This window comes from Nostoc sp. DedSLP04 (assembly GCF_034530775.1).
GTDB lineage: Bacteria > Cyanobacteriota > Cyanobacteriia > Cyanobacteriales > Nostocaceae > Nostoc.
This window is the reverse complement of record NZ_JAVRCL010000020.1, coordinates 1-20,414: the sequence shown is the minus strand read 5'-3', so window position 1 is coordinate 20,414 and position 20,414 is coordinate 1. Positions and strand designations below refer to the sequence as shown.

Below are 20,414 nucleotides of genomic sequence, written 5' to 3'. Positions count from 1 at the left end.
ACTTAGGGATAGCAAAACTTGGTGTAGGTTCTGTACTATAACACTGATGAGAATGGTTCTACCGTTCCCCTTAATTGAGCCTCAATCTACATGAAATTAAAACTAACTTTTTTGTTGTAGTAAGGGGGCCTTTTACACTCGTTCAGGGCGAACACAAGGTTCGCCCACATATCAACATTAGTACTTAACATATCTTACGAAAAAGGTTAAGCCCAACAACCCCTCAGCGTCGATACAAAGCATACCCATTTCATCTTTTAGATAGCTAACCGCTAAACTCTGAATGCTCACATTTTTCTTGGAATAAGAATTAGTAAAGTTATGACCCAATCTACAGACTGCCCCCGTAAAATCACAATGCAGGCACCAGTTCTTTTCATCCCAAACGTTTTAGATGTTGATTTTTGTAAACACCTTATTCACATTTGGGAAACTGAAGGAAATCAAGATACTACTCACCTAATTAAAGAGAACGGAAAATGGAGTGAACGTATTGACTATAAACAAGCTGTTCGACGAAACCATTGTCTTAAAGAAGGAGAGACACTAGAGCGCCTTAAGCATTTCATTCGGAATCGGGTTCGCCCTGAAATTCAGAAAGCGTTTCACTTTCAAGTTACTCGATTTGAGGGTTTTAGTATTTTTGGCTACGAGGCAAGTAATGGTGGATACCTGGGTTTACATCGTGACAATTGTACAGAGAATACTGCTTACCGTCGCCTTTCTATGACCATTAACCTGAATGCAGGGGAATATGAAGGGGGATATCTAAGGTTTCCAGAGTACGGGACAGATTTATACCAGCCAGAAACAGGCTGTGCAGCAATATTTTCGAGTTCGCTACTCCATGAGGTTACAGACATTACAAAAGGACGACGCTTTGCGCTTGTGTCATTTTTCTTTAGTGAAAAAGAAGCTCAGTTGATTGAGGAGTACAACCGCAATGTCAGGGAGGCAGAGAGCCAAATGCAACCTGTTCCGGCTTGACTTTTCACGGGATGTGAAAAGGGGAGATTGGTTCGCAAATGATGTGACGCTGTTGGCGAATACGGAAACGCCTAGTGAGGTTAGTTAGTTTAGAAATAAAACGATTAACTTACATTCAGTAGATTGAAAACTTTTGTAATTTGACGAAATAATAAGGTTTTCAGCAAACGTTTCTGAGCTGATGATCGCGATCGCACTGCTGTAAAATCTCTCTTTTCATCTCTTCCAATTTTATGTAGTATATTGTATTATATTAATATCCTGCGTGCCCCAACTCTTGGAGCCTACATACTAGTACGAGAGGAACGGTACACTGTCAAATACAGTGGGCGTGTGTGAACGGGGAGTACGAAGAACCTGGAAGGTAGGCTTAAAAGTAGCCATCCTTAAAAGAGTGTGTAAAAACTCACCAGCGGAGTCCCTTTAGTAACTGAGAACACGCAATGCTCCACCAACTTGCACGCAGGAATTGTACTACTTTCTAAGTAGGAGGATATTGATTAACAAAATTAAAATTAACTTCAAGTTTTTGACTTTAATACTTCTATAGCTTTAAATCCTCCTATAGTCTGACCTAAAAATATCATAGGAACAATCAAGCCAAACGGTTTACCAGTTTGAATCATATTGAAAATGCCTGTTAACACATTTAGCGACATCAATCCTACTGCAATACCTAGTGCAATTTTTGATTTACGTTGTACAAAAAAACCTAGAACTAAATAGAGTAAACCAATAAATAAAGAACAAAAAACCAATATTAGATGATCGGGCAATCGACTACCACCAACAAAGAATATTATGCTTAGAAAAATACTCAAAACTCCAATTGCGTAAACTGCACGGTAAGCAGATGCTAACTTTTTTCGGGACTCTGATATTTGTTGTATTTGGGTAGTCATTATTTTTCTATTTTTTGGGTTTACTGTCCGACAATTATGGTTTTTTATATACTTTGATACTGAGAATATCTTGAGTAATTATGCGTAAATAGAGATAATGATGACTGATATCATGTCCGCATAATTAGTTATGCTAACCACAGTCATTACACCCCACCCCCAACCCCTCCCCGCTTTTCGGGAGGGGAGACAAGGCGTAGCTTTGGTGGGGTGGGGTTCTTCGGGTTTAATAAGCAATCAAGCGGACATGATATGACATCCGTAAGCTAATTAACCAAATTGCGATCGCAGAAGCACAATTACATACCACCCAATTTCTCGCGCCCTGCGTCAAAGGTGGACGAGTTTGCACACGGGTAGCCGGAATGGTTTACACCTTCAGCCCAAAGCTTAGTAACATTTGAAGGTTGGGGCATCTTTCAGGCTGTGGATGAAAAAACAGCAACGGTTGTAGCGGTACCTTAAATCAATTCCACGATCGCAGCGATTACTGGACAGTCGATTGGACAACTGCTGATGGTGTTCGCCATAGTAGTGCGATCGCTAAAACTGATTTAGCTGTTGTCAGTTCTGGCATTTGCCTAAGTGGACGCGATCGCAGATAAGGATATTAAATCAGAGCAAGATAAATATCCTGCCAGTGAAACCCCAGAACAAGTCCGAAAGCTGGTAGGAATAGTGTAATTGAAATAGAGATATCAAGCAGCAATTGGGAAAGGAAACTACTACAGTGAATTGGGTATAACCCGTATGGTCTATGGCTTTAAGTCACTTCCCTATATTTTACAATATAAGTAAGACATAAAAATAACGCTTCAATTATATGAAAATACTCTCATCAGAACTAGTTCATTTGGGATTTGGCAAATATGTGCGTTCTGACCAAGTAACAGCAGTTATACCAATAGAAGAAGAACGAGGGCCTGGGCGACGAACCTTTGTTCACGTTCAAGGGCAAAACGATCCAATTATCGCCTCTCGCGCTGAAGATACCATCGTGCGTGATTTAGTACAAGAACCACGCGAAATTACTCAAGCCCGTCAACAGCAGGAAATTCTTCAAGATTTATTGGTTAATTTAGCTAATGTTAATTCGACTGTGCGCCGAATTAACCGTGATGAAGGCAGTTTGGATCTTGATTTGTTAGAGCGACGAATTAAGCAAGTCCTGGAAAATTAATTGCAGAAATCAGCAAACTAAATAACGGAGAAAGATATTGCTGAATACCATTACAGACCAAGTTTCAGTATCAGATACACAAACAAGATCGCCAAAGTTGTGGATACCTGAACGGGTACTGTTTACACCTGCTGCCCTAGATGAGGATTGGGGGCAGCAGATTCTTAAACGTGTGCAGTCACTCAACTTACCAATAGAAGAACTATCACAGAACCGCCTGAAGGGACTGCGTGGTGAATCTGAGCGGGATACTTATAACATCGCCAAGCGTACCTTAGCGGTGGTTACTGCACCACCCAGTTCTTTTAAACTGAGTCCGATCCCACCTTCTGCGGATTGGCAGTTTCACCTTGCCGAGGGTTGTCCGGCTCATTGTCAATACTGCTACCTAGCGGGTAGCTTGTCGGGGCCACCTGTCATCCGCGTTTTTGCTAACTTACCGCAGATATTAAAGAATTTAGCTAACTACGAACAACAGGGGAAAACCACAAGTTTTGAAGTTAGCTGTTATACAGACCCATTGGGTATTGAGCATTTAACTGGAAGTCTTGCTGAATGTATCCGTTACTTTGGCACTCGTCCTAATGCACATCTACGTTGGGTATCGAAGTTTGATGCTGTGGATGGATTACTCGATTTACCACACAATGGGCATACTCGCTGTCGGATGAGCGTTAATGCCGCACCGATTTCTGGTAAGTTTGAAGGTGGCACGGCATCCGTAGCATCCAGACTGAATGCATTGCGACGGTTGGCGCTACCACAAGAGCGTGGCGGTGGCGGTTATCCAGTAGGCTTGGTTATTGCGCCAATTATGCCGATAGACGATTGGCAAATGCACTATAGTCGTTTGTTTGAGCAGATAAACGAGGCACTGGATTTTGACTGTAACCTTACCTTTGAGTTAATCTCGCATCGGTTCACACCTGGGTCAAAAGAAGTGTTACAAACTTGGTATCCGCAATCAAAATTAGAGATGGATGAGGCAAAACGCAGTGTCAAGCGTAATAAGTTTGGTGGGACGAAGTACGTTTATGAGAAAGACACAATGAAGGCGTTGCGTAGCTTTTTTGAGAGTGAGATTAGTAGGCGCTTTCCAAATGCTGAAATTCTTTATTGGACTTAGAAGAATACTTCGCTCATATAAAGTTTAAGCAAATTAATTATTGGACGAGAGAGCGATCGCATCATATAGCGATCGCTCTTTGTGGTCTGTCCCATTAATTTTGATGGGTTTGTAGTAAGCACAAAGCGTGCTTAAAAATCTAGGACTAAAGTCCTGACTACAAACTTTTTTACCCGTTGCCTGGGTTTGGCTACGCCCACGCAAAGCGGGATAATTTGGGCAGATTACAGGCGGCGTTATACATTATTAAGTGTATCTGCAATACCGGACTTGTTCTGGCTTAGTCTCAATAGCAAAGGTTTGGAGATGTTTACTTTATCAGAAACTTCTATCCTGGCGGCAATCCTACTGGTAGCTTTAGGCATTTTGGGCTGGGGCTTTTATCGCGCCAGACCTTTTGGTAAACTGGGAATCTTAGCCTGGTTACAGTCGGTGGTGTTGATGACTCCCTGGCTGCTGTTTTTTGGATTGTTTGCCGCAGGGATTTACATTAATATAGCGGGTATATTGTTCTTAGTGGTGACTTCCGCCGGATTGTACGTCTATTTGGGCAGACAGTTACGCCAAGCTGGGCAAGATACCATCCTCAAGCAACGTGCTACAGAAAGACTCGCTGCTGCTTCCTCACTTGAAGCAAATTCCCCACAACCAAAAGTAGCAGAACTGAAACCGGAGATCCCACCGATACCAGAAGAAGACTTAAATGCAGTTAAAGGTATTTTCGGTATCGATACATTTTTTGCTACAGAAACGATCGCCTACCAAGATGGAGCCATTTTTAAAGGCAATCTACGGGGAGAACCAGAAGAGACTCACAACCGTCTAACTGCAAGTTTACAACAACGCCTTGGCGATAAATATCGTCTGTTTTTAGTGGAAAATACAGACGGTAGACCTGTGGTAATTGTCCTACCGAGCCGCAACGATCCCCGGCCGATGTTGTTATCGCAAAAAGCTTTTGCAGGTGTTCTGTTGATAGCGACCATTGCCACAAGTTTAGAAGCTGCGGGATTACTACTGAATTTTGATTTTTTTGGCAATCCAGGGCGGTTTCAAGAAGCTTTGCCCATAGGCGCGGGAATCTTTTCGATTTTACTAGCTCACGAAATTGGTCATTGGTTACTTGCCCAGCGTCACCAAATTCGCCTTAGCTGGCCCTTTTTTCTCCCCGCAGTGCAAATTGGCTCCTTTGGTGCAATTACCCGCTTTGAGTCTCTGTTGCCCAACCGCAAGGTATTATTTGATATCGCTTTGGCAGGGCCAGCCGTAGGTGGTATTGTCTCTTTGTTAATGCTGGTGACAGGCTTGCTGCTTTCTCATCCAGGTAGTTTATTTCAATTGCCAAATCAGTTTTTCCAAGGGTCGATTTTGGTGGGAAGCTTGGCGCGAGTTGTCCTTGGTTCGGCGTTGCAGTCATCCTTGGTAAGCGTTCATCCCCTAGTAGTGATTGGTTGGCTGGGGTTAGTAATTAACGCTTTGAATTTGATGCCAGCAGGACAACTAGATGGTGGGCGAATTATTCAGGCGATTTATGGACGCAAAACCGCAGGACGAGCAACGATCGCAACTTTAATTTTACTAGCGCTAGTGTCTCTCGGTAATACTCTTGCCATGTACTGGGCGATCGTCATTTTCTTTTTGCAACGGGATCAAGAACGCCCTAGCTTGAATGAAGTCACTGAACCCGATGATGCTAGAGCCGCTTTGGGGCTTTTGGCTCTCTTCTTGATGATTACCACGCTTCTACCTCTTACTCCTGGCCTGGCTGGGCGTTTAGGAATAGGATAGTGTTTGTGGAGCCTACACCCAAACAAGCAATATCCGCAATTCGGGTGTGCGCTCAACTTACCAGAGTTTATAAAGGAATAGACCTTGTAAGATTAGACGAGCGCACCAGAAATGTTTATATAGCGGTTCCCAATTGCATGGAATACAGACCTAACAAGAACAGCCCCTTCCCTTCTAGCGTTGGGGAGTAAGATTCAAAGCCTCTCTCCTAAAAGGAGCTACGGTGTATACACAAGTCCTTCTCACCCCCTCTAACTCCCCCGATGCATTGGGGGAGAACCGGATATTTATTTCCGCCCTTGACAAGCTATGGTGTATACACAAATTATCGAATCGCTACTAGTCCTCGAATTACCCCACCCTAACCTCCCCGTATGTATTGGGGAAGGAACTAGATTTTCCGGTTTCCCCCCTTGACAAGGGGGGTGATTCGACTTGTGTATACACGGTAGCCTAAAAGGAGACAGGAATGGAAGTGAGGTAAAAACTGTACTGCACCCAAGCGAGAACCGCTATAGACGTTCGCGTAGCGTCTCGTAGAGAAGGGGAATTAAACTCAAAAATTACGAATTACGAATTACGAATTACGAATTAGTTAACTTTATGGTTTCCAACCTGCTAGCAAATTCGGGTAAGCTGTTGGTGTGGGAAAAATTTTCTGGAAGCCAGTTTGACGGTCTTGCGGCTTTTCTTTGCTCATATTCCAGAGGGTTTCATAGAAAAAGAAAGAAACTCCAGCAAAATTGCGATCGCGTACTTTTTGCACTTGTGTTTGAATCTGCTGCATTGGTATAGATCGGTTTTTCAACCCAGCCAAAATGCCTACACTCACTGGAATATGACTCTTGGCTGCTTTCACTTCTGGATACTCTAATTCGCTGATAAAAACATTCAAGTCATCACGATATATCTGCAAAACTAAGTCTTCGACGATTCCTAGCCGTTCCCACTTCTGCCAGTCTGCTAAAAAGAAATCGTAGGAAAGACGCTGAGGATTAGGAGCAACGGAAACCAGGCAATTTTTTTTAGTAGCTTTGATAGCTGTAAATACCCGCTTCATAAACTCGGTGATTTTATTAGCTCTCCAGCGTATCCATTCTGGATCTTTGAAGTTTTTGGAGGGAGCTTTACCACCGTGTTCTTTTTTGTAAAGTGCTACTGTATAAGCATCGTATCCTAATTCTGATGGTAAACCAAAATGGTCATCAAATTGAATACCATCGATATTGTAGTTTCTAACAATTTCAACGATTAAATCTTGAATAAATTGTTGTACTTCTGGGCGAAAGGGATTTAGCCAAACGCGATTATGTATCCCTTCTTTGACAATCCGAGTCCCATCGCTGCGACTGGTGAGCCATTGGGGACGATTTTTAGCTAATAGAGAATCCGCTGGTGCCATAAAGCCAAATTCAAACCAGGGAATCACTGTTAAGCCTTTTTGATGTCCCACATCGACAATTTCTTTGAGGATATCTCGCCCTTTGAGTCCGGGTGTGGGATCGAGCGATCGCCCGATAACTTTTTGGGCAACTTTGCTAGGATACAATGTATATCCCCAATTCCAAACCGCCGGATATATGGTGTTAAAATTGAGTTCATCAAGGCGTTGCAAAGATCCTTTGAGCCGATCGCGCTCAAATAACACATCACTATCAATATTTGTTAACCACACTCCCCTTAACTCAGCTTTTGGCGTTGACGGCAGATTTATTTGAGCGTTCAAAGGAAACGACAAAATCAGTGTCGCGATCGCACTCAAGGTAAGCATAACGATAAACAAAAGAGACTTTCTACTCTGGCGAATATTCCACCAAGAGGAAAACTCAACACACCACTCTACAAACCTTTTCATCATGATTTAAAATGTCTGTGTCAGTGAAGGAAACATTGGCATGATAAATAATATTAATGCTTAACCTTTGTTTCCTGCTCTAAAAACAGATTGCCAATATCAAATAAAAGTTGCATAGTACCTCGATAGCCAACTTTGCAGAACTCACCACCATCTAAGCGGTCAAAAATGGGAATCCCTTGACGATAGAGAGGAATTTTTAAGCGTTGAGCGATCGCTAGTCCATGAGAGTTGGTAATGAGTAAATCAGACCAACCGCCAATTGCTCAAAGTCTTCCAAATCGCCGATAGTAATATCATGTCCGCCAAATTACCCATAATAAAAGAACCCCACCCCCAACCCCTCCCCGCAGGCGGGGAGGGGAGACAAAGCATAGCTTTGGCGGGGTGGGGTTCTTCGGGTTTAATAAGCAATCAAGCGGACATGATATAACGCTCTCGATCGGCAGTTTTTCGAGCAAAGGAAAGCGTGTTGTTGTCACTGCTGCGTGAATCTCAACTCCAAGCGATCGCATGACACGGATTTTGTTATCGAGTTGTCATTGGTATTTCCAAATCAATAGTGGCGTTTTGACGTCGATCCTGATTTGTAATAGCATGGAAAGTTATCGCAATATCATGAAAACTGTTCCCCAATTTGCCGATCGCTTAAAACAGTTTGCCAATAGAGCTAAAATTACTCTCAGTTCTCCAATTGACAAAGGCATACCGTGGGTACTCAGCATAGATAATGTCTTACCAGAAGGAGACTTGCCCAGTACTTGATAGATATACCAGAAAAATCGCGATCGCCCCTTTTGCCGAACATTGGCGATCGCGCCAAAATATCAAATCACAGCAAAGCCTTTAAGGGCTTTGTATCTGCTTATTTACCTGATTGAGAGGATAAAGAAAGGAACTTACGGGCGTTTGTGAAAATACTTGTGGGGAATGGGGTTACGGGTAAAGGGTAAAGGTATGGAGTTTTCCCTTACCCTTTAACATGAGTCCCTTTCCCCAACATCTTGGCATTTGTTACTTTTGCAAGATGTCTATTTATTGGTATCTAAATCCCTTGCGATTCCAGTTGGGAGATGTTGGGGAAATATTTGGGGTAAAACTGGGGTAATGTAAAAGGGTCAAGATGTTTACAAAGCAGCCGTGTTAAACAAAAATTATGTCGTCCGTTCAAAGTAGATTTTATCCCAAGACGACAATGGTCTTTTAAATAAGCATTAGCTTCTATAATTGCCATTTGACATACGGGTGTAGATCCGTTTAACAGATTTTGCGCTTTTTTATACCCTATATTGTCAAGTTAGGCACTTATATCTCGCATATAGATAACTTTTACCCTCACCACTGGAGAGCAAAATCTTGGGCATAGAATTACGCAGTTTCGTATTTCTCGACAGCCTGCAACCTCAACATGCAGCATATATGGGAACAGTAGCCCAAGGCTTCTTACCATTACCAGGAGATACATCACTGTGGATTGAAATATCTCCTGGTATCGAAATTAATAAAATTACGGATATCGCCCTGAAATCTGCCTCTGTCCGTCCGGGAGTACAGGTAGTGGAACGACTATATGGACTATTGGAAGTTCATTCTAGCTCTCAAGGCGAAACCAGAGCTGCTGGTCAAGCTATTTTGGCGGCACTGGGAGTCCGAAGAGAGGAATGTCTGAAACCGCGGGTTATTTCTAGTCAGATTATCCGCAACATCGATGCTTATCAAACCCAACTGATTAATCGCACGCGCCGAGGACAGCTACTACTAGCAGGTCAAACGCTGTATGTATTAGAAGTGGAGCCTGCTGCTTACGCCGCACTAGCTGCCAATGAAGCGGAAAAAGCAGCGAGGATTAACATTTTAGAAGTTCAAGCTGTAGGTAGTTTTGGACGGCTTTACTTAGGTGGACAAGAACAGGATATCCTAGCAGGAGCAGCGGGAGCATTAACGGCTATTGAAAGTGTCGCTGGTCGGGTAAATTCTCTGGGTGGGCGTCAGGAGTAAAGGAGAGAAAATGGCAAATCGAGAGCATCTAACTTTACTCAAAGCAGGTGCAGTTAAATGGATTGAGTGGAGAAAGAAAAATCCCCAGATTGAACCAGACCTGAGCGCTGCGAATTTGCAAGGCGATAACCTCAGAGGTGCAAACCTCCAAGGGGTAAACTTGAGAAGAGTTGATTTGGGTAATGCTTTACTTGTGCGGGCAAACCTCAGTGGTGCTGACCTCAGTAGTGCCAACCTTTATAAAGCCTTCTTGAATGAAGCTAACCTGAGTGCGGCTAACTTCAGTGTTGCTAACTTGAGTGGCGCTATACTTACGCAGGCAGATTTGAGTCATGCCAATTTGATTGGAGCTGACTTAAGCGGGGTGGATCTTAGAGGTGCTGCGATCGCATCTGCTAATCTAATTGGCACTGACTTAAAAAGCGCTAACTTGAGAGATGCCGATTTAGGTGCAGCGAAGTTGATTCGGGCTAACCTCACTTTTGCCAACCTGATTGAAGCTAATTTGATTGCAGCTGACCTCAGTGAAGCGAGTTTGTACCAAGCAGATGTTTTAGGGGCTTATCTTTACAAAGCTGACTTATACAAAGCTAATCTGACCAAGGCTCACCTCAGTGGTGCATACTTGTTGCGGGCTAACCTAAGTGAAGCTGATTTGAGTCAAGCTGATTTGAGTTGGACTAACCTTAGAGATGCGAATTTGGCAGGAGCGAATCTTAGAGGAACTAACCTTAGAGGAGCCGACATTCGGGGAGCTAACCTCAGCGGCGTAAATCTTCAAGAAACAATTATGCCTAATATCACTCGTTTTGTGCATTTTTAACTCAGAGTTGGGTTTGGGGAAAAGGTTAATAGGTATTAGTCATTAGTCAAAAGTTAAAAATTCAAAATTCAAAATTCAAAATTCAAAATTCTTCCCCTGCCTCCTGCCCCCTACTCCCTTCCCCGCTCTTTAACTCCCCCTGTTCTCTTGCCTTTCTTTGAGTTTCAGCATAATTTGGGCGTGCATCTCGCGGGTAATTGGGTAAAAATACGTTAAAATTAAGCCAAAAATCAAACAAACTGTCGGTATGGGGCCAACAGCAACGCGAATAGCAAACAGTGCTGATTCCGGTTGGATGGGTAATGGACTTCCGGCTACAGATTCTTTGAAACCAGCTACTTGCAAAGCATTTCCCACTAAAAATAGTCCCAAAGCTAAACCAAATTTTTGCAGCAAAACCATGAAGCCATAAAAAATGCCTTCTCTGCGTTGTCCGGTTTGCAGTTCATCTAATTCAATCACATCTGGAATCATTGACCAGGGAATTAGATAAGCTGTTGATACACCAATACCTGCCATCACAGCCATCACATACATCAAAACTATTTGACCAGGCTGTAAGAAAAATAGTCCGGCGGCTGCTATAATCCACAAACTCATTCCCAGAAAATAAACAACTTTTTTGCCGATTTTTTTACTCAACGCTCCCCAGACAAATAGCATCACCAAAGCAGTTCCTTGGACTGCAATCATCACTGTGGGCACGTCTGATTCTTTAAGACCCATACAATTGACTACAAAATAGGGAATAATGCTGGCTGTTACCTGTACGCCTAGCCAAGAGCAAAGATATATACCAATAACAAATAAAAAAGGTCGGTTACTAAAGACAATTTGTAGCTGTTCAAAGAAGGGGAGAGATGCAGGTTCCTCGGTTTGGCTGCGTTTAGCTTCAAAAGCCAAAATGCGATCGCGGACTCCAAAAACGCACCAATATAATCCTAAAATCGAAATTACCGTACAAATGGCTGCTAAAACAAGATATTGTTGTTGGCGATCGCTAATTTGAGAAAAAACAATTTGCGTTAAAATCAACGATAAAATGCTGCCACCAATAGAAAATGTAAAGCGATAGCTGTTAAGGCTGGTGCGTTCGTCGTAATCTTGAGTCAGTTCTGGAGTCATCGCCGTATAGGGCAAATTCACAACTGTGTAAAACGCCTGAGATATCACCCCAATCGCTACGTAATACCAAAATAATGGCCAAATATTATCACTCTGATTTGCACTAAATCGCGGTACAATCCACTGCAAGAAGAAGAAAACTCCAAAGGGAATAGCCCCATAAAACATCCAAGGAAGACGACGACCCCAACGCCGAGATTTCGTTTTATCAGTCAGGAACCCGACAAACGGATCGTTTATGCCATCCCAGATTTTGCCAATCATCAAAATACTGCCAGCTAAACCCGCAGGGATACCAGCAACATTCGTGAAGAAAACCAGCAGAAAAAAGACGGAGATATTTGCAGTAATTGCTGGGCCTAAATCTCCTGCACCGTAAGCCAACTTTGTTTTTAAGTCGAGTTTTTCACTGAGAGGATCTCGTTTGGCATCGCCATCAGCAGCAGAATTATTCATAAAACTTTGCACTCATACTAAAATAAAAAGTCTGCAATCGCCTTCAATACTGCCATCTACCACTCCCGTTAGACTTATGCCAGACCTTTATGTTTCTTGGTCAGATTATCACCAAAAAATTGAACAACTGGCTATTCAGATTTATGAATCCGGTTGGGAATTTAACCAGATTATCTGTCTTGCCAGAGGAGGACTAAGAGTCGGAGATATTCTTTCCCGTATATACCAGCAGCCGCTAGCAATTTTAGCAACCTCATCTTATTACAATGGCACTGGTAAGCAAGAAAGAAGTAATTTAATTTTCTCCCGTCACTTGACAATGACTGCGGAAAAGTTAGGTTCGCGCATTCTCCTAGTGGATGACTTAGTAGATTCTGGGGTAACACTCCAGCAAACTATACCTTGGCTCAAGCAAAATACTGATTTTCCCATTGAAGAAATTCGCACCGCCGTTCTTTGGTATAAAGCTTGTTCAGTTATAGCACCCAATTATTATGTTGATTATCTACCTGATAACCCCTGGATTCATCAACCTTTTGAACATTACGAGCAGATGAACCCCGCAGAACTTGCGGCTAAGGTAAGCCAACTGTGTTGATTATTGGACTAATTTAACGTGAGTTCGATGAACCTCTCCCGGACAACCTCCCTCTCCCACGGGGAAAGGGAGGAGCAACGAGAAATTAGGGTTTTGGCTCTTCTCTGGGTGTCTAAGAGGGGTTGGGGGAGAGGTCAAAAAAGGGCTTGTCGAACTCACGTTAATTTACTAAGTAGCGATCGCCCAGATAACTAGCAATGCTCACGAGCCAGCGATCGCCTTCTTGAGGCAATATGACTCCACAGCGCCAGTTAGGGAGAGGTGTGATGATTGTCGAGAGATCGCCTTGGAGGTTTCCTGGTTTGCGGCGATAGATGCGCGTAGTATATTATATCCATGCGTACCTGTTCCTCTTGGGGCTTTTCATAGCCGAGTTTCTCTAGCCATACCGGACTAACAGGCACCAATCACAATGTAGTCATAGTGACATTAAGTCTGTTAAATTTTGAATCGAACTTAGTTCCTGTGTACTATCTCTGTCCGCTTTTTGTTGATGTGTGACAGTTGGGGTGCGGAAGGTGAGTTAAAAAAGTAAGATTTCGTGTTCAAAGTTTTCTGGGGTCGGTTCTATCTCCCAAACCAATCCTTCTTGAAGATCGCCCAGAGCTACATCAATGTAAAGCCTATCTACAGCAGTTTTTGCTTGTACTTGGTTTCCATCAAATGGTTGTAAATCTTCTGTCAAAAGTCTCAATTTAAATCCACTGGGAATCATCTCGCCTTTGCTTGCATTATGCAGTTCAATGCGCCATACTCTATCTTCAATATTAGTTTTAGGCTGTACGCGCAATTTGTATTGTTGTCCGGCAATGGTGACTTTCCGCACTAAAATTGGCAATGTTGATGGTTGCTGTGAACTCCTAGCTAATGCAAAATTTGACTGTGGCTCAATACTCGCCCAGCCAAATTTCTGTGCAAAATCTGACACCCCAGTTTGCAACCATTGATTAATCGACCACTGTTGTTGTTGTCCCTGGCGTTGTTCATACAATCGCTGTCTCCAACCTCCATGTTCTAGGAGCGCTCCCCAAATTGAAAATGGTACTGCTAGCCGTGGTAAAATGACTTTAGGATTTCCTAGACGTTGAAGTAAGTTGTGTGCTTGCGCGAGGGCTAATTCTGGCAGTGGTACAGTTTCTTCAGCATGGGTCGCTTCTTCGGGACATAATTGACTTGCCATCCACAAGATATTGAGGTTAGAAATTAAATCCTCTCCATCCAAACAATAAGCGCGATCGCTCGCATCGTAACTACCCATACTTTTCAGTAGAGTATGGGTCGTATATCCCCAAATCCGTATACAACCCTCTTCCAAATTAACTTGTACCGCTAGATAATAATCTGCTGTCCAGGTAGGAATATCCACCCACTCCTGAGGAACGCGCAGTTCGCTTAAATCTGCTGCTTCAGATGGAATTAATACCAACCGTTTTTCTTCCAGGGAAATCGCTACGCCATCGACTACTTCCCAAACGCTGGGCAAAGCAGCAATATTAGGAAAAACAGCAGCATTGGGAGTATGTTCCGATCGTAGCCAAGGCAGAAAAGCATTCAAGCTCAAGCGGTTGAGATATGCCATCCAACGGCGATTACTCGTCGAAAACGCTTGATTTTGCTGCCAAAGTTTGGTTCGCTCGGTTTCAGGAATTTCTAACCACAAATGTGTAGAGTTTATTAAATTGATTGTGCCTGGATTAAACATCATGTTGATACTACTCCAACTTAGAGGAGGAAAGACTATAGTAAGCTTTTAACCATTCCTCTAAAACGGTGTTGATATAGTTAAGTATGAGTGAGTTTAGAGAAATATGCAGTGACTCTTTACTCCAGTTTGCCAGCTTGAGTAGTAACGAGTCTTTTGCTTTGGCGAGTTTACGAGAAATGGTATATTGCTTAATTCCCATCTGTTGGGCAATCTGCTGTTGAGTCAAATTCTGGCTATAGTAAAGTTTTATTATCTTTTGTGCCTCCTCATCCAGGTTGTCCAACGCTGCAATTAACACATTGCTGATTTGAGATTGCATTGACTGTCTCTCAAGCAATTCTTCTTGAGCAATGATTTCCGTCATTAAGGAGTCCTGCTTCAGTTGCGGTAATATATCTTGATACTCTCCAGAATCGTCATTCCCTCTAGGCGCATTCAGAGAAGCCATACTGGGGTAAAAATATTCTCGTACTGCTTTGGCACAAGCAACCAGCCATTTTTCTATCGTTTGCGGGTTGCACTCCATCCCTGGTTGGGAAAGTTGGGTGTGGTGTTCCGAATTGTAAAGCTGGGCGATCGCAATCCATGTAGAGTCATCTGGCTTTGACAGTTGGCGAGTACCTGTAGGGTGCTGTGGAGCATATAGTGCTTGGTAGCATTTCCAAGCTAATACGTAGCGTTGTATTGTCTCTCCACTCAGACCAACATTTTGTAAAGACTCCACCAGACGCTTTTGAGTCAGTTTCCGTAACAATCGCCAGTTAGTACTAATATCAATTTCATTGTGCGATCGCAGTATTTCCTTAATCTCGTTACTGAAAATTGCACTCGCATAATTATTCAAATTAAAACCCATGTTGGGTTTAAATCCTTTTAAAATTTTATCTACACTAGTTATGACCATTTGAAAGCAGTCAGATACTGTGTATTGAGTAGCAGAAAGATTAGTAATTATTTTGTAAGCCGCCCAATAACACGGTTCTTGTAAATAAGCCGAAAAATGTTCTCTTGCCAGACCTTCTGGTTGAATTTGCCACAATTTATACCAATAACATATCCAAAAATTCTCTGAATGTTCTGGCTGCGATAGACTTGCCTGACAATTAAGTAGATTTCGCCGTAATTTAGGATCGATTGCCCAACCAATTATTCTGTCAGCATCTAATTGTAAAAAAGTTGTAAATAATTCATTGATACTTTTACGAGTACGCATAAAATAACTACTCATTCTTGCATAAGTCTTAAGTTATCAACTAAAAAGTCCTGGTTTATGTAATGGGTGATGAACTTTTGCCGTTGGATTGTGCAGGTGGTTCTGCGACCAGAAGAAGCCAAAGGCTTTGTTTTGCTTGAAAACGTTGGGTAGTCGAACAAACTTTCTGACTTTTCACGGTATGTGGAAAAGGTCATTTTGAGGGTTTCCAAGCCCCGATTTTTCTGTTAACCATTATCATTAGCTCAGAGCTATTGATAATTATCTTGTGGAAAAAGCCACGCTTTTTCGGTGTTTGAAGACTTACCGTGAAAAGTCAGAACAAACTTTTGGTCGGCTGATGGGATATCAGCGATTAATCAGAGATACGCGAGTTATTGCCCGAAACATCGGAGACTTTTATTTATCTTGCCATGATCCGCATTATATGAGGCTATTAGCATAATATTTTACCTCTAAAAAACTTTTCAAGCATCCTCTTAGAGGATAAACTGATCGTTGGAGGTAGTAAAGATATATTTGTGCTTGGCAGTTTCTACACTGCGTCTAACCAATTTGCGATTATTCAAGCTTTCGCACCCAGCGAGTTGGACAAGATTCAGATTAAAGGCAATCTGTCTGAGTACACGTTAGGATAGAATCGCGACCTTCAGTTGGGAATCGGCGCATTTTACGTGGAGATTCTCTTAAACAGGAACTGGATTGCTGTTGTTCAAGATACCATCAATGTGCCGAATTCCTGATTTATTAGGCACATAAAATATTTATAGATATGCCTGTGGCTATGCCGTAGTGGTCAATATCCAGTATGCTGATATTTAATGCTGAGGCTGTTATGCATCAAAAATACAAGATTTTGCGATCGCACCAGCAGCACGCGGGTTTCAATACGTGACTACAAAATTCTTGCTATAAAAAATGAAAGGTAAAGTAATTTTTTCAAGTAACGCCTTTCGGAGATTTTGAGTTTAGTATAACTTTAAAAAAGTTAATTATAAACAGTAATTTTAGGATAAAACTAGCAAAGATGTCTCCAATAGCTGTTGGTTCTAGTTACTCAGATAATACACTAAAAACAGGAAAAGCCAAGCTCTGGATTTTATTAGTAGGTGTTAACGATTACCAAGATTCGGGCTTACCTTCTTTGCGTTACCCAGCTGTGGATTGCCAAGGGTTAAAAGAAGCACTAATAAAAGCTACACAGGGGTTTCCTAATAAAGAAGTAATTATTCATAATGATTTGGCGGCACAACCGCCGACCTTGGAAACAATTCGTCGCAGCCTGCGACAAATTGTTTCGCAAACTCGATCCGAGGATTCGCTTCTGCTATATTTTTCTGGACATGGCATGTTAGAGCCTAATACTCAGCAGGCTGTACTTTGTTTAGCAGATACTCGCAAAGATGACTTGCTGAATACGGGCTTGGATTTGCAAGAATTATTACAGATGTTGGAGAGTACTGCGGCAAATCAGCAAATAGTTTGTTTAGACACCTGTCATAGTGGAGACTTCAAGTTATTAAGGGGAAACGCTGGTAGTGCTAGAGACGGAAACATCTCTGATAATTTATTTAATTGTGCCCCAACCTTCATGAAGGTGTTACAACAACGTGCATCACAAAGTAAAGGATTTTGTGCCTTACTATCATGCGATCGAGGACAACAATCCTGGGAATTTCCAGAACTAGGGCATGGTTTATTTACTTACTACTTAATGCAGGGGCTATTAGGTGAAGCCGCTGACTCACAGGGTGTCATCGAAGCTGACGGTCTTTACAAATATGTTTATCGCCAGACGCTGCAATATATTGATAAATTAAATCAGCAACTGCGTCTGATTAATCAGCAAAAGCTCGATCGTGGGGACAGTAAACTCCATCCAGAATATCCACTGCAAACACCCAAACGAATTGTGGAAGGAGTAGGAGAATTAATTCTTGGATTCAAACCTGATACGGTTGAATCTCACAAACAGCGACGGGCGCTGGTAATCGATGGACTTGCAAATAAGAAAACTACAATAGACTTGAGTCGGCTATTTGCTGGGGCTGGCGGCTTTGAGGTAGAATTTTTTCCTCAGCAAGGCAAATCTTGGTCAGAAATACGAGCAACAATCCAAAACTTTCTACATTGGAGTAGTGAATCAGCAACTAAATCCGTTTCGCAGTTAGGAACAATCAAAAATACACCAACCTCCTTATTATACTTACGGGGGCACATCGAGGAAATCGAAGATGGAGAAGCCTGGTTAGTTTTAGGCGATGGAATGCGTCTAAGTCGTTCTTGGCTAAGACACGAGTTACGACGCGCTGCAAAGTCTCAACAAATAATTATTCTGGATTGTCCTGAGGCTACTTCCCTAAACAACTGGATAGAAGATTTGCATAGCGGCACGGAACATGGACAATGTATAATTATCGGTGCTTCCACAGCAGAGGAGCCAGAACTATTTTCTCAAACACTTCTAGAAACACTGATTGCAGCCAATCCGCAAGTTGGGTTATCAATTGCCAAATGGATTACTCAATTACAAACGCATTTATCAGCAAAAGGTGTCGAACTTGATGTCTGGCTATTAGCTACACAAACAGTCATTGATATTTTACCTGGTAATATTGGTATAGTTTTTCAAGATTTACAAGCAAAGGAAGTACCATTAAACGAGGAAAACAAACAGGGAAATCAGGAAAATTTACTCCCCAAAGACGTTAATAATTTACCCAAACTAGAATTTGCTTCCCAGCCATTTCCAAATCATCCCGTCTCTGTTGCTGCTCCTATTGCTGCTGATTATTTAGAAAAAACACAACCTCAATTAAATTTCAAGCTAAACTCAGAACAGTATTCTAAATTAGAACAGTTGCTGAAGCTATCATTAGGGTCGATTGCGCTTACCATTTTAAAAAGAACTTTAAAAAAGGTAACTAACTCTAAAGAATTAGTAGAACAATTAACCTTTTACTTGTTACCAGAACAGCAACAAAGTTTTGAGCAGCAAGCAATAGCTATTTTAAAACAATCTACTGTTGCATCTAAAACCACGTCAGATAATTCTTCAGGCATTGATCCCAGATTTATCAGTAAATGTGAGCGCGAGTTAGCCTATGCAGTTGGACCAATTGCTAATTTTTTAACTCAAAAGATTTTGAAATCTGAACCGCAAATTTCCGTACTAGAATTTGTAAGCAAGTTGGCAGCAAAAATTTCTAATAAGCAGAAGGCTTTAGAGTTTGAACATAGGATGCTTGGTAAATTAAAATAAGTTAGCGAACATTTATCGCTAGCAGCTTGCGGCAGAAAAGTATATCTATCTAGTATTGGTATTATTATTTAACATACTCAGAGCAATTTCTAAACTATACTTCATCCGGTTAAAAGCGTCCGCCAACGCTCCTATTTCATCTTTGTCTTGTTTACCAAAATTGGCATCCATATCACCGATACTCACTTTTTCTGCCACATTAGCCATTCTTTTAAGACGCTGTAACACTGTCTTTTTTAACAAGAAATTAATAATAATAACGATGATTGTAAAAATAATCCCTAAAAGTCCTAAGATTAGATAAAAAGACCACTGAGCAGTTTTAAAAATTTCCTCAGCCGGAACATAAACAATTTGAGTGGCAACAATTTGATTAAACTTCCACCCAAACCCATGTTCTTTTCCATAGGTTACTAATTGACTTTGAGGAGCCACTTCGGGAACGCTATGGCAACGCAGACAACTTTGTTCGCCAACTCTAAAAGGTCGAGCGGTATAAAATAATTTATTTTCAAATACATTTCGGAAACCGGATAGACTTTTTAACCCTGGTTGTTGATTAAATTTATTAATAATATCGGCTTCAAATTTGTCCGCCATATCCCTCATATTTGTGGGGTTTGGCGCAGCATCTTTGTAGATAAAATTGCTAAATCCTTGGGTTTTACGTAAAATTTCAAAAGTTTCTCTAACAGAGAATGTTGGAATAACTTCTGGAATAAATTGTTCTTGAGTGTCTACTTTCGGTAACAATAATGGTTGTACGCGGTCATTGGTATATTCTCTAAGTGAATTTGCAATTTGCATGGCAATTATTGCTTGAGAAGACACCTCTTGTTCTGCCTTTTGTTCAAGAACGCTCGATAAAGCAGTACCACTAATTAAAATCCCACCGAGAAAAGCTATTATTACAATTAAATTGACTTTTGTTCCAATTTTCATAACTATTTTTAGTATTTAAGGTTCTAGTAATATACTATAACTATAGCAATCCTAAACGAGTGATTCATGTAGCTTAGGAAAGACAAATATTTAATAATAGACAGATAATCAAAACAACTCTTTGAGGATAGATAAAAGACATTTTGGCAGTTTTTGACTCTTCTTTTCTCTGGCTTTGTGAGAAAACCAGGTGTACTCTACACCCGTTGATGAATCCGCCCACCTGCTTTATAGACTTGTCGCTTATTAATATCAATTTTGAGATTGTCTACAACAATAACTCCCAAACTATAGCAATCCGATTTGATTTCTGAATTAATCGTAGGGACTGGGGACTGGGGACTGGGAAGAAAGAATAAAGGTGTACTGAGTTTTTTCAAAAATCAAATATGAGTCCTATAGACTGGAGTTTAGACTAAAAGCGATATGAGAGAACGCGAATCAAATAGAATTA

At 41.6% G+C, this 20,414-nt stretch carries 17 protein-coding genes and 2 pseudogenes; 11 read left to right on the top strand and 8 right to left on the bottom strand.

The genetic code is table 11. The features are described from left to right. Nucleotides 1–321 precede the first annotated feature (321 nt). The gene (locus RMX89_RS13610; protein ID WP_322670156.1) at nt 322–987 is read left to right on the top strand and encodes a 2OG-Fe(II) oxygenase; all 666 of its coding nucleotides are present in this window, start codon (nt 322–324) and stop codon (nt 985–987) included. A 521-nt stretch (nt 988–1,508) separates the two neighbouring features. Here the strand turns inward: RMX89_RS13610 and RMX89_RS13605 are convergent. After that, nucleotides 1,509–1,889 (bottom strand): hypothetical protein, encoded by a 381-nt coding sequence (locus RMX89_RS13605; protein ID WP_322689301.1) that lies wholly within the window; start codon nt 1,887–1,889, stop codon nt 1,509–1,511. Between the two features lie 226 nt (nt 1,890–2,115). Next, nucleotides 2,116–2,241: a hypothetical protein gene (locus RMX89_RS13600; protein WP_322670154.1), complete on the bottom strand. Its 126-nt coding sequence runs from the start codon at nt 2,239–2,241 to the stop codon at nt 2,116–2,118. Nucleotides 2,242–2,712: 471 nt separating this feature from the next. On the opposite strand from RMX89_RS13600, the gene RMX89_RS13595 reads away from it, so the two are divergent. The 4 genes from RMX89_RS13595 (at nt 2,713) to RMX89_RS34505 (ending at nt 6,174) form a co-directional block, all read left to right on the top strand. Continuing rightward, nucleotides 2,713–3,069: a hypothetical protein gene (locus tag RMX89_RS13595; protein WP_322670153.1), complete on the top strand. Its 357-nt coding sequence runs from the start codon at nt 2,713–2,715 to the stop codon at nt 3,067–3,069. 103 nt (nt 3,070–3,172) lie between these two features. Beyond that, on the top strand, nt 3,173–4,195 hold the full coding sequence (locus RMX89_RS13590) for a spore photoproduct lyase family protein (protein ID WP_322670187.1): 1,023 nt from the start codon (nt 3,173–3,175) through the stop codon (nt 4,193–4,195). Between the two features lie 306 nt (nt 4,196–4,501). Beyond that, nucleotides 4,502–5,983 (top strand): site-2 protease family protein, encoded by a 1,482-nt coding sequence (locus RMX89_RS13585; protein WP_322689300.1) that lies wholly within the window; start codon nt 4,502–4,504, stop codon nt 5,981–5,983. Then, nucleotides 5,983–6,174, top strand: a complete 192-nt coding sequence (locus RMX89_RS34505; protein ID WP_416211978.1) for a DUF6888 family protein — start codon at nt 5,983–5,985, stop codon at nt 6,172–6,174. Before RMX89_RS13585 ends, RMX89_RS34505 begins: the two co-directional genes overlap by 1 nt. 410 nt (nt 6,175–6,584) lie before the next feature. On the opposite strand, the gene RMX89_RS13580 is transcribed toward RMX89_RS34505, so the two are convergent. Further along, nucleotides 6,585–7,838 (bottom strand): glycoside hydrolase family 10 protein, encoded by a 1,254-nt coding sequence (locus RMX89_RS13580; protein WP_322689352.1) that lies wholly within the window; start codon nt 7,836–7,838, stop codon nt 6,585–6,587. Nucleotides 7,839–7,891: 53 nt separating this feature from the next. Beyond that, nucleotides 7,892–8,136: pseudogene (locus tag RMX89_RS13575) on the bottom strand (nitrogenase component 1); the annotation flags it as partial. Nucleotides 8,137–8,456: 320 nt separating this feature from the next. Here RMX89_RS13575 and RMX89_RS13570 point away from each other — a divergent pair. The 3 genes from RMX89_RS13570 to RMX89_RS13560 all read left to right on the top strand — a co-directional run bounded on the left by RMX89_RS13570 (nt 8,457) and on the right by RMX89_RS13560 (nt 10,659). Beyond that, nucleotides 8,457–8,603 carry a hypothetical protein gene (locus RMX89_RS13570; protein ID WP_322689299.1) on the top strand — a complete coding sequence of 49 codons (147 nt, stop codon included), beginning with the start codon at nt 8,457–8,459 and terminating at the stop codon, nt 8,601–8,603. A gap of 591 nt (nt 8,604–9,194) precedes the next feature. Further along, nucleotides 9,195–9,836: a hypothetical protein gene (locus tag RMX89_RS13565; RefSeq protein ID WP_292856419.1), complete on the top strand. Its 642-nt coding sequence runs from the start codon at nt 9,195–9,197 to the stop codon at nt 9,834–9,836. A 10-nt stretch (nt 9,837–9,846) separates the two neighbouring features. Next, nucleotides 9,847–10,659, top strand: a complete 813-nt coding sequence (locus tag RMX89_RS13560) for a pentapeptide repeat-containing protein (RefSeq protein ID WP_322670148.1) — start codon at nt 9,847–9,849, stop codon at nt 10,657–10,659. Between the two features lie 129 nt (nt 10,660–10,788). Here RMX89_RS13560 and RMX89_RS13555 read toward each other — a convergent pair whose 3' ends face one another. Further along, nucleotides 10,789–12,240, bottom strand: a complete 1,452-nt coding sequence (locus RMX89_RS13555; RefSeq protein WP_322689298.1) for an MFS transporter — start codon at nt 12,238–12,240, stop codon at nt 10,789–10,791. A gap of 76 nt (nt 12,241–12,316) precedes the next feature. On the opposite strand from RMX89_RS13555, the gene RMX89_RS13550 reads away from it, so the two are divergent. After that, nucleotides 12,317–12,838 (top strand): phosphoribosyltransferase, encoded by a 522-nt coding sequence (locus RMX89_RS13550; RefSeq protein WP_322670146.1) that lies wholly within the window; start codon nt 12,317–12,319, stop codon nt 12,836–12,838. Between the two features lie 523 nt (nt 12,839–13,361). Here RMX89_RS13550 and RMX89_RS13545 read toward each other — a convergent pair. Together RMX89_RS13545 and RMX89_RS13540 are read right to left on the bottom strand one after the other, a co-directional pair. Further along, nucleotides 13,362–14,543: a DUF1822 family protein gene (locus tag RMX89_RS13545; protein WP_322689297.1), complete on the bottom strand. Its 1,182-nt coding sequence runs from the start codon at nt 14,541–14,543 to the stop codon at nt 13,362–13,364. Between the two features lie 7 nt (nt 14,544–14,550). After that, nucleotides 14,551–15,756: a sigma-70 family RNA polymerase sigma factor gene (locus tag RMX89_RS13540; RefSeq protein ID WP_322670144.1), complete on the bottom strand. Its 1,206-nt coding sequence runs from the start codon at nt 15,754–15,756 to the stop codon at nt 14,551–14,553. Nucleotides 15,757–15,837: 81 nt separating this feature from the next. Here RMX89_RS13540 and RMX89_RS13535 point away from each other — a divergent pair. Together RMX89_RS13535 and RMX89_RS13530 are read left to right on the top strand one after the other, a co-directional pair. Next, a pseudogene (locus RMX89_RS13535) lies at nt 15,838–15,923 on the top strand (IS5/IS1182 family transposase); the annotation flags it as partial. A gap of 860 nt (nt 15,924–16,783) precedes the next feature. Continuing rightward, nucleotides 16,784–19,018, top strand: a complete 2,235-nt coding sequence (locus tag RMX89_RS13530; protein ID WP_322689296.1) for a caspase domain-containing protein — start codon at nt 16,784–16,786, stop codon at nt 19,016–19,018. Nucleotides 19,019–19,063: 45 nt separating this feature from the next. On the opposite strand, the gene RMX89_RS13525 is transcribed toward RMX89_RS13530, so the two are convergent. Beyond that, nucleotides 19,064–19,960 (bottom strand): c-type heme family protein, encoded by an 897-nt coding sequence (locus tag RMX89_RS13525; RefSeq protein ID WP_322689295.1) that lies wholly within the window; start codon nt 19,958–19,960, stop codon nt 19,064–19,066. Nucleotides 19,961–20,414 lie beyond the last annotated feature (454 nt).

Bases quoted from the DNA above. Each gene is read 5' to 3' on its own strand.
- RMX89_RS13610 (WP_322670156.1), top strand. From the start codon at position 322: ATGACCCAATCTACAGACTGCCCCCGTAAAATCACAATGCAGGCACCA.
- RMX89_RS13605 (WP_322689301.1), bottom strand. From the start codon at position 1,889: ATGACTACCCAAATACAACAAATATCAGAGTCCCGAAAAAAGTTAGCA.
- RMX89_RS13595 (WP_322670153.1), top strand. From the start codon at position 2,713: ATGAAAATACTCTCATCAGAACTAGTTCATTTGGGATTTGGCAAATAT.
- RMX89_RS13585 (WP_322689300.1), top strand. From the start codon at position 4,502: ATGTTTACTTTATCAGAAACTTCTATCCTGGCGGCAATCCTACTGGTA.
- RMX89_RS13580 (WP_322689352.1), bottom strand. From the start codon at position 7,838: ATGAAAAGGTTTGTAGAGTGGTGTGTTGAGTTTTCCTCTTGGTGGAAT.
- RMX89_RS13570 (WP_322689299.1), top strand. From the start codon at position 8,457: ATGAAAACTGTTCCCCAATTTGCCGATCGCTTAAAACAGTTTGCCAAT.
- RMX89_RS13560 (WP_322670148.1), top strand. From the start codon at position 9,847: ATGGCAAATCGAGAGCATCTAACTTTACTCAAAGCAGGTGCAGTTAAA.
- RMX89_RS13555 (WP_322689298.1), bottom strand. From the start codon at position 12,240: ATGAATAATTCTGCTGCTGATGGCGATGCCAAACGAGATCCTCTCAGT.
- RMX89_RS13550 (WP_322670146.1), top strand. From the start codon at position 12,317: ATGCCAGACCTTTATGTTTCTTGGTCAGATTATCACCAAAAAATTGAA.
- RMX89_RS13545 (WP_322689297.1), bottom strand. From the start codon at position 14,543: ATGATGTTTAATCCAGGCACAATCAATTTAATAAACTCTACACATTTG.
- RMX89_RS13540 (WP_322670144.1), bottom strand. From the start codon at position 15,756: ATGCGTACTCGTAAAAGTATCAATGAATTATTTACAACTTTTTTACAA.
- RMX89_RS13530 (WP_322689296.1), top strand. From the start codon at position 16,784: ATGTCTCCAATAGCTGTTGGTTCTAGTTACTCAGATAATACACTAAAA.
- RMX89_RS13525 (WP_322689295.1), bottom strand. From the start codon at position 19,960: ATGAAAATTGGAACAAAAGTCAATTTAATTGTAATAATAGCTTTTCTC.